Here is a 7,211-nt window from a genome sequence, read left to right as displayed (position 1 = left end):
GCCCGCTCCCCGCCCCCCCCCCCTCCTCTCGTCCGTGTCCGGTGCGCGCCGCCGCGCGGCCCCTCAACCGAGCGATCCGGCGGGGACGAGGCGCGGCAGCGTGGACGTCTGGCGGCCGAACGCCGGCCGGGCCACGTCCCGTACGGTCAGGATCGAGCGCTGGAGCCTGCGCAGCCGCGCGGAGGGCTCCATGCCCGTCTCCTTCTTCAGTCCGTTGCGCAGCCGCTGGTAGACCTCCAGGGCCTCGTCCTGCCGTCCGCAGCGCAGCAGCGCGACCATGAACTGGCCGTGCAGCGGCTCGTTGGTGCGGTACTGGGCGACGAGTTCGGCGAGGTCGGAGATCATCTCGAAGTGCCGGCCGAGCCGCAGCTGGGCCTCGACCCACTGGTCGAGTGCGCTCAGCCGGGAGGTCTCCAGGCGTTCGATCTCCATGCGCAGATGGGGGCCGGCCGCGACCCCCGCGTACGGTTCACCGCGCCACAGCGCGAGGGCGTCGGAGAGCCGGCGCGCGGCGCGCTGCAGATCGCCCGCCTCCATGGCCCGGTAGCCCGCGCCCGCGGCCCGTTCGAACTGCCACGCGTCGTTGGAGCCGCCGCCGGTGTCGAGCCGGTAGCCGCCGGGCAGCGAGACGAGCACGGCCTCGGCGGTGTGCCGCTCCAGCCAGGTGGATCCGGGTGCCGAGGGCACGGTCCCGCGCAGGGCCGTGGTGATCAGCGCCCGCAGATCGACGATATGGGACTGGAGTTCGACCCGGGCGCCGCGTGGCGGCCCGGACGGCCACAGTTCCTCCATGAGTACGGTCACGGGCACGACCTGGTCCGCGTTGGCCGCGAGCAGCGCCAGCAGCTGGCGCGGCGCGGCCGCGGTCGGAGTGATCGACACCCCCTTCTCGCGTACCGACAGTCCCCCCAGGATCCGGACGTCCACTTTGCCCCCTCAGTGTCGGTGAACGGCTTGGCCCTGGACGATTAGAAAAGAGACCCGGAGGCATGTCAATAAGAAACCGCCGGGTATGGAATCTCCGGACGCGAGAACGCAGAATTATGTCTCTTTCATCCCGCTTTGCCGACATCAAGAATCCGCCAGGAGCGCGACGAAGCGTACCCCCGGGTCCAAGATCTGGACTCGGGGGTACGCTTTCTGTTGCTTATTCCAGACGACAGGAAGATGTCGCCTTCGTGTCATCCTCAAAAAACCGGCAGTCGGGTATGGTTTTTGGGCCCAGAATGGCCCGCCCAGGCACCCGGAAGGGCCTGGACTAGCCGGCGGCCGCCTCCGCGGCCCGCAGGGCGCGAGCACCCCGTCCAGGCTCCATGTCGAGCATCGCGAGCACGGCGGGCACGGCGATGCTGGGCAGCACATGGCGGTAGAGCGCCGAGGCCCAACGGTCCATGTCGGCCCGGTTGCTGCCCAGCGCCTGGGTCATCAGGTTCAGGCCGGCGTAGGAGCCCACCACGAGCGGCGCCACCTCCTGCGGGTCGGCGTGCGGCAGCAGTTCGCCGCGCTCCTTGGCCTCGTCGAGCACGCGCAGGTTGAGATCGGTCCACTCCCGGTAGGGGCCGCTGCGGTTGAGCTCGTGGCCGCCCTGGTCGAGGGTGAGCCGGACGCTGCCGCGCAACAGCCCGTCATGGGTCAGCCGGTGCGCGAAGACCATGCCGATGTCGACGAACTCCTGCAGCTTGGAGACCTGCGGCATCGGCATCGGCGCGGACTGGACCTGGGCGTCGATCACCGCGTGCGCCAGGTCTTCCTTGGAGTCGAAGTGGAAGTAGAGCGCGCCCTTGGTGACCTGGGCCAGCTGGAGGATGTCGGTGAGTTTCGCGGCCTCGTAACCACGCTCGTCGAAGACGGTGGCGGCCGCTTCCAAGATCGCCTGGCGCGTCCGAATCGCGCGATCCTGCTTCGCCATTGGGGGTCACGTCCCTCTCATCGCCCGATGCCCCACGGGACACTCGCGCTCGCTCCGTGCCTGCTCGCACTTCACGGTCGAAAACAGCAAGTATGGACGGATACGTGCAGAGGACACAAGACATCGCACGCAGGCCGTCCGGCCGGGCGGCACCCGGCTCACACCATCGTGAAGCCGCCGTCCACCGGCATGATCGCACCGGTGACGAACGACGATCGGTCGCTGCAGAGCCAGGCCGCCGCCTCGGCGATCTCCTCCGGTTCGGCCGTCCGCGGCTGCGGGGTGGCGGCGTGCAGCGCCTCCTCCATCCCGGGCACCGCGGCGAACCATTCGGTCACCACTTCGGTACGGGTCGTCCCCGGCGCCACCGAGTTGATCCGGATCCCCTGGGCCGCGTACTCGGCGGCGGCGGCCTTGGTCAGCCCGACCACGGCGTGCTTGGCGGCGACGTAGGGCGCGGCGACCGGGGTCGCGAGCAGTCCGCCGACGCTGCTGGTGTTGACGATCGCGCCGCCGCCGGTGGTCAGCATGGCGGCGATCTCGTCCCGCAGGCAGTTCCAGACGCCGCGCAGATTGACGTCCAGGATCCGGTCGTAGAGCTCGTCGTCCATCTCGTGCAGGGGCTCGCGGCCGGCGCCCCACCCGGCGTTGTTGAAGGCCACGTCGAGCCGTCCGTACGTGTCCACGGCGCGGGCCACGGCGGCCCGGGTGTCCTCGCGGCGGGTGATGTCCGCCACCACGTACTCGGCCTCGGCGCCCTGCTCCCGCAGCTCGGCCACCAGGGCCTTGAGCCGGTCCTCGCGGCGGGCGGCGAGCACCACGCGGGCGCCCTCACGGGCGAAGACCCGGGCGGCGGCCGCTCCGATTCCACTGCTCGCCCCGGTGATCAGGGCGACCTTGGCGGGCAGCAGGCGGTGGTCGGCAGTCATGGAACGGTCGTCTCCCTCGGCAGTCGGATGGTTGGCACCTGGCGGTGCGGCGTCGGGCCCGTCGTCGACGACGGGCCCGACGGGATCACAGGTCCGGCCGCGGCAGCGGCTTCGGGTAGATACGCCACGGGGGACTCAGCGGTTCCAGACCGTACCGGCGGCGGCCTCGGCGTCGAGGGTCCGGAGCAGGGACTCGTCGATCTCGTCGAGCGACCGCACCAGGTGCCGGACGCCCGCCCGGCGCATCAACTCGCCCTGGAACCCGTGCGCGAAGTCGCTCGGGTGACCGATGAAGGGCACACCGAGCTCCCTGGCGGCCTCTCCGACACGGGCGACGTCGTCGATGAACAGGATCTGGTCGAAGCGGAGTCCGAGGTCCAGCGTCACCTCGCGGACCCCTGGGCGGAAGTCGTTGGTGCACACATAGCCGGGGGCGTCGAAGAGATGCGCCTGTTCCCGCAGGTGCAGGTCGAAGTGGGAGGCGTCGAGGCCGCCGTAGCAGACCGTCCGCAGCCCCAGTTCCCGCAGCCGCAGCAGCAGCTCGGTGGCGCCGTCGAGCACGCGCAGCGGATGCTCGGCCAGATGGGCGGCGCGCTCCTCGAAGTAGGCCGCCAGCACGTCCTCGGGACTCCAGGAGAGTCCGGCGGCGGCACCGAGGGCCTTGGCCGCGGTGAGCTGCGTCTGGGAGAAGATGTCCCGCTCCACCTCGGCGTCGTAACGACCGCCACGGCCGGTGATGAACCGGTGGATGACCGGGCTGAACGTGTCGTTCAGCAGGACGCCGTCGATGTTGACGGCGGCGACGGTTATCTGACGCAGGGGTTCCACGGAGTCTCCAAGGGACAGCCGATCGGCGAGCCGGGCATATCGGAGCGAATCGCACAGATCGTGCCGCGATCACCCGAACCGGCGTCTCGGATACCCGAGAAACAAACCTGGCGGTACAGATTTCCGGCAGCTGGAAGATACCCGAAGCCACCTCACTCGTGAACCCTCGGGTCTCATGAGTCGGACATCTGCCGTTCTGACAGGCGTCGTTGACTGCGGGCACACTCGAAGGCGTTCACCCTTCCCCGTACCGACCTGACAGAACCGTACCCGAGCCCTTGCGAAACAGACCGAGGAGTTCGTAACTTCCGCCGGAGCTCATGCCCGAATCTCCTGAGTAGGCCCCTAGTAGAGGGATCTCATGCTGCAGACGTCCGCCCCGACCGACATCGTGGACACCGAAGCCCTCCGTGGGCTCACGACCACGGCTCCCCGTGAGTACGTGCACCGGGCCGCGCTCGCCGAGGTCTTTCTGACGGCCGACTGGTCCCGTACGGACGAGGCCCACTTCACGCTCAGGGCCCAATGGCCGCGCGGACACTCCTTCTTCGGTCCGGTCGGCGGCTCGCACTACGACCCGATGCTGGCCGCCGAAACGATCCGCCAGGTGGGCGCGCTGCTCGCCCACGCGGGCTTCGACGTGCCGCTGGGCCACCAGTTCCTGATGTGGGAGCTCAACTACCGGGTGACGCCCGCGCTCCTGCCCGTCGGAGGCGCGCCCGCCGATCTGCGCCTCGACGTCACCTGCACCGACATCCGCCGCCGCGCCGGCCGGCTGGCCGGACTGAGCTACGAGGTCGTGATCAGCGCGAACGGCCGGACGCTCGCCACCGGCAACGCCCGCTACACCTGCACCAGCCCCGAGGTCTACCGCCGGCTGCGCGCCGACCGCCTCGACGAGGCCGCCACCGCCCAGGAGCCGCCCACCGCGGCCGTGGAGCCGCGGTCCGTCGGCCGGCACAGCGAGTTCGACGTCGTGCTCACCCCGACCGAGCGCGCCGACCGCTGGCAGCTGCGGGTGAACACCCGACACCCCGTCCTCTTCGACCACCCCGGCGACCACATCCCCGGCATGGTCCTCCTGGAGGCGGCCCGCCAGGCCGTGCACACCCACACGCCCGGCGGCCGGCCGGTGCTCCCGGTCGCGATGGACTCCACCTTCCACCGGTACGCCGAGTTCGGCAGCCCCTGCTGGATCGAGACCGAGCCGGCCGTGGACTACCCGGGCAGCCCGGAACGGCTCATCCGGGTGACCGGCCGGCAGGACGACGAGATCCTGTTCAGCGCGATCACCACGGTCGCGGAACTGCCTTTCTGACCTGCTCAGTTCAGGGACGCGGCGATCAGCAGCCCGAACGCGGCGGTGATCAGCACCGTACGGACGGCATGGAAGCCGTTCCAGCGCTTCTCGAAGGCCGCCCGGACGGCGGACGGGTCCTCCCCCGTCCGCTCCGAGGCGGCCAGCGCGTTGTTCAGCGGGATGTTGCCGCCGACCGTGACCAGATGGTTGAGCACGGCGCAGACGAGGCCGGCCAGGACCAGCCACTTCTGGGTGTCGGAGCGCCCGTCGACGGGCACGAAGAACGCGGCGACCGGGAAGGCCACGACCCCCAGGAACACGATCAGGAACACCGCCTTGGGCACGTACTCGTTGATCCGCCGCATCGCGTCGACGAACTCCGTGTCCCCGAGCCGGGCGAGGGCGGGCATGATCCCGGTCAGGAAGATCAGCATGAACCCGGCGTAGAGGCCGGTGGAACCGACGGCGAGGGCGAGCAGCAGAGTGGCCATGGGCCCATCATGACGCGCCCCCGGGGGAAATAGGGTCCACCTCGCGGCACTTGTGGATCAGCCGCTGTACGGATCACCCGATTCCGTGCTGCCTTCCGACGGCAGCAGCTCGTCCGCCTGCCGGATCGCCTCGGTCAGCTCCCGGACCACCTTCGAACCCGACCGCTCCGCGATCGCCCCGGAGCGCTCCGCGAGCTCGGAGAGCCTCGGCGCGCCCGGCAGGTCACCGCCCCGCAGCCGGTCGGCGAAGTAGGCGGTGACGGCGGTCAGTTGCAGGCTGTCGTGGCCCGGTCCCCAGAGCGGGGAGGTGAGGGCGTTCGTGGCGACGCTTCCGGTGTTCTCGTGCGGGGCGCGGGTCTTGGGGTCCAGCCAGCGGACCGTGGCCGTGGCCAGCTGCCCGGTGCGGCCGGGCCGGGTCTTCACCGCGTACAGCGCGGTGACGGTGTGGCCTGCGCCGACCTCGCCGCCGTCGACCCGGTCGTTGCGGAAGTCCTCGTCGGCGACCTCCCGGTTCTCGTAGCCGATCAGCCGGAACCGCTCGACGGTCTTCGGGTCGAAGGCGACCTGCGCCTTGGCGTCGCGGGCGCGCAGCTCGATGTGGGTGGGCAGCTGCTCCACGAAGACCTTGCGGGCCTGCTCGGTGGTGGAGACGTACGTGGTGTGCCCGTCGCCCTTGTCGGCGAGCTGTTCCATGAACGCGTCGCCGTAGTCGCTGCCGACGCCGACCCCGAAGAGGGTGATGCCGTACTCCCGGCGCTCGTCCTCGATCCGGTTCAGGATCGACTGCGCCTCGGTGTCGCCGGTGTTGGCGAGGGCGTCGGAGAGCAGCACGACCCGGTTGGTGGCGCCCTTGCGGTGTCCTGCCACGGCGACGTCGTAGCCGGTGCGCACGCCGGCCTCCACGTTGGTGGAGGAGGTCGTCGCCAACTCGTCGACGATGCCGTGGATCCGTTCGCGCTGCCCCTTGACCTTCGTCATGGGGAGCCGGGTCTCGGCCTCGTCGCTGAAGGTGACGAGCGCCACCGAGTCGTCGTCGCGCAGCTCGTCGGTGAGGATGCCGAGGGACTCCTTGACCAGGTCGAGGCGGCCGGTCTCGGCCATCGAGCCGGAGATGTCGACGACGAAGGTGAGGGCGGCGGGCGGCCGTTCGCCCTGCCGGTCCGCCGCGGCGGTGGCGAGTCCGACCCGGACGAGCGACCAGTCCTTGTCCCCGGTCCGAGCCCCGTCGATCGTCACGCTGAAGCCGTCGCCCTCGGGCCGCGGGTAGTCCGGCCGGAAGCTGTTGACGAACTCCTCCGGCCGTACGGACGTCGGGTCGGGCAGCCGGCCCTCGGAGAGGGTGCGGCGGGCGTAGCCGTACGAGGCGGTGTCCACGTCCAGGGCGAAGGTGGAGAGGTAGTCGGCGGGCGGGCGGGACCGCTGCTCCCCTTCGGCGACGTCCTCCCGGCCCGCTTCCTCCCGGCCCGCGTCCGGCCGGGGCGCGTCCGGGGCACGGTTCCCTCCGCCGCTCCGGTCCGCGGTCGCCCGTTCGGTGTTCGCGCCGCCCCCACACCCGGTCAGGACCAGTCCGGCGGCAAGGATCCCGGCGGCGAGCCGCACCCTGTGTCGTCGCTTCATGTCATCTCCCCCTATAAGTCGGGCACTTGTGAATGTGACGTCCGAGGAGGCCGGAAGGAGCAGACGAAGGAGTTGCGGATGGATCTCAATGCGGCAACGGCGGCTGGGGCGGGCTCCCGTGGCATGGACTCGCCATC

Annotated in this window: 7 protein-coding genes; 1 reads left to right on the top strand and 6 read right to left on the bottom strand. The window is 70.5% G+C overall.

The annotated features are described in order from the left end of the window. Positions 1-63: 63 nt before the first annotated feature. From ACFV9D_RS17615 to ACFV9D_RS17600, 4 genes are all read right to left on the bottom strand, one after another. Positions 64-927, bottom strand: a complete 864-nt coding sequence (locus tag ACFV9D_RS17615; protein WP_385146390.1) for a BTAD domain-containing putative transcriptional regulator — start codon at positions 925-927, stop codon at positions 64-66. Positions 928-1,258: 331 nt separating this feature from the next. Then, the gene (locus ACFV9D_RS17610) at positions 1,259-1,909 is read right to left on the bottom strand and encodes a ScbR family autoregulator-binding transcription factor (RefSeq protein WP_385146388.1); all 651 of its coding nucleotides are present in this window, start codon (positions 1,907-1,909) and stop codon (positions 1,259-1,261) included. A gap of 158 nt (positions 1,910-2,067) precedes the next feature. Further along, the gene (locus ACFV9D_RS17605; RefSeq protein WP_385146386.1) at positions 2,068-2,838 is read right to left on the bottom strand and encodes a glucose 1-dehydrogenase; all 771 of its coding nucleotides are present in this window, start codon (positions 2,836-2,838) and stop codon (positions 2,068-2,070) included. Positions 2,839-2,973: 135 nt separating this feature from the next. Next, complete coding sequence (locus ACFV9D_RS17600) at positions 2,974-3,666, bottom strand: HAD family phosphatase (RefSeq protein WP_385146384.1); 693 nt, start codon at positions 3,664-3,666, stop codon at positions 2,974-2,976. Positions 3,667-4,027: 361 nt separating this feature from the next. Here ACFV9D_RS17600 and ACFV9D_RS17595 point away from each other — a divergent pair, with 361 nt between their 5' ends. Continuing rightward, positions 4,028-4,984 carry a ScbA/BarX family gamma-butyrolactone biosynthesis protein gene (locus tag ACFV9D_RS17595; RefSeq protein WP_385146382.1) on the top strand — a complete coding sequence of 319 codons (957 nt, stop codon included), beginning with the start codon at positions 4,028-4,030 and terminating at the stop codon, positions 4,982-4,984. Between the two features lie 5 nt (positions 4,985-4,989). Here the strand turns inward: ACFV9D_RS17595 and ACFV9D_RS17590 are convergent, their stop codons facing one another. Then, the gene (locus ACFV9D_RS17590; protein WP_385146380.1) at positions 4,990-5,457 is read right to left on the bottom strand and encodes a DUF1772 domain-containing protein; all 468 of its coding nucleotides are present in this window, start codon (positions 5,455-5,457) and stop codon (positions 4,990-4,992) included. Positions 5,458-5,514: 57 nt separating this feature from the next. After that, entirely contained in the window at positions 5,515-7,074 is a 1,560-nt protein-coding gene (locus ACFV9D_RS17585; protein ID WP_385146378.1) for a von Willebrand factor type A domain-containing protein, read from the bottom strand. Positions 7,075-7,211: the final 137 nt, after the last annotated feature.

Origin of the sequence: Streptomyces sp. NPDC059875, assembly GCF_042731085.1 — a bacterium.
Taxonomy (GTDB): Bacteria; Actinomycetota; Actinomycetes; order Streptomycetales; family Streptomycetaceae; genus Streptomyces.
Note: the sequence above shows the minus strand (reverse complement) of the source record. Positions and strands in the feature narration are given on the sequence as shown.

Excerpts from the sequence above, each read along its gene's own strand:
- ACFV9D_RS17605 (WP_385146386.1), bottom strand. The coding sequence starts at position 2,838 with ATGACTGCCGACCACCGCCTGCTGCCCGCCAAGGTCGCCCTGATCACC.
- ACFV9D_RS17585 (WP_385146378.1), bottom strand. The coding sequence starts at position 7,074 with ATGAAGCGACGACACAGGGTGCGGCTCGCCGCCGGGATCCTTGCCGCC.
- ACFV9D_RS17590 (WP_385146380.1), bottom strand. The coding sequence starts at position 5,457 with ATGGCCACTCTGCTGCTCGCCCTCGCCGTCGGTTCCACCGGCCTCTAC.
- ACFV9D_RS17610 (WP_385146388.1), bottom strand. The coding sequence starts at position 1,909 with ATGGCGAAGCAGGATCGCGCGATTCGGACGCGCCAGGCGATCTTGGAA.
- ACFV9D_RS17595 (WP_385146382.1), top strand. The coding sequence starts at position 4,028 with ATGCTGCAGACGTCCGCCCCGACCGACATCGTGGACACCGAAGCCCTC.